The organism is Belliella alkalica (genome assembly GCF_022549785.1).
Classification (GTDB): domain Bacteria; phylum Bacteroidota; class Bacteroidia; order Cytophagales; family Cyclobacteriaceae; genus Belliella; species Belliella alkalica.
Window position 1 is genome coordinate 1 of sequence record NZ_JAKZGO010000080.1, and the last position, 719, is coordinate 719.

Sequence of the window (719 nt, forward strand, 5' to 3'; positions counted from 1 at the left end):
TTGACCAATGTTGCGGTTAACGATCCATTGACAGGCCTGAGCGAGACGATAGCAGTATTGGCTCCTGGTGACAGTGAGACCTTTACGACGACCTATACAGTAACACAGGCAGATATCGATGGCGGCAGCGTATTGAATGTAGCGAGCGCGACGGGCACAGATCCTGACGGCGATCCTACGGATCCTACGACTGATGAAGAGGAAGTAGACGGTCCTGTCTTGAACCCATCGCTAKYGGTAGTGAAGACTGCCACGTCGGTGAACGGCGATGCGGGAGCGACAAGCTTCAGTGCTGTTGGCGATGTGATTGCGTACAGTATAGAAGTGGGCAACGATGGCAATGTTACCCTGACCAATGTTGCGGTTAACGATCCATTGACAGGTCTGAGCGAGACGATAGCAGTATTGGCTCCTGGTGACAGTGAGACCTTTACGACGACCTATACAGTAACACAGGCAGATATCGATTCAGGCAGCGTATTGAATGTAGCGAGCGCAACGGGCACAGATCCTGACGGCGAGCCTACAGATCCTGCGACAGATGAAGAGGAAGTAGACGGTCCTGTCTTGAACCCGTCGCTATCGGTAGAAAAGACGTTGAGTTCAATCAACGGCGACGCTGCCCTGACCCAGTTCAGTGCTGTTGACGATGTGATAGCGTACACGATAGTAGTGAGCAACAATGGYAATGTTACCCTGACCAATATTGAGGTAGAAGA

General features: G+C 51.7%; 1 protein-coding gene. It reads left to right on the forward strand.

Annotated elements, in window-relative coordinates; translation table 11 throughout:
- A partial coding sequence (locus MM213_RS20740; RefSeq protein ID WP_439647577.1) for a CLIPPER-2 domain-containing protein occupies nucleotides 1–719 on the forward strand: 719 nt, incomplete at both ends.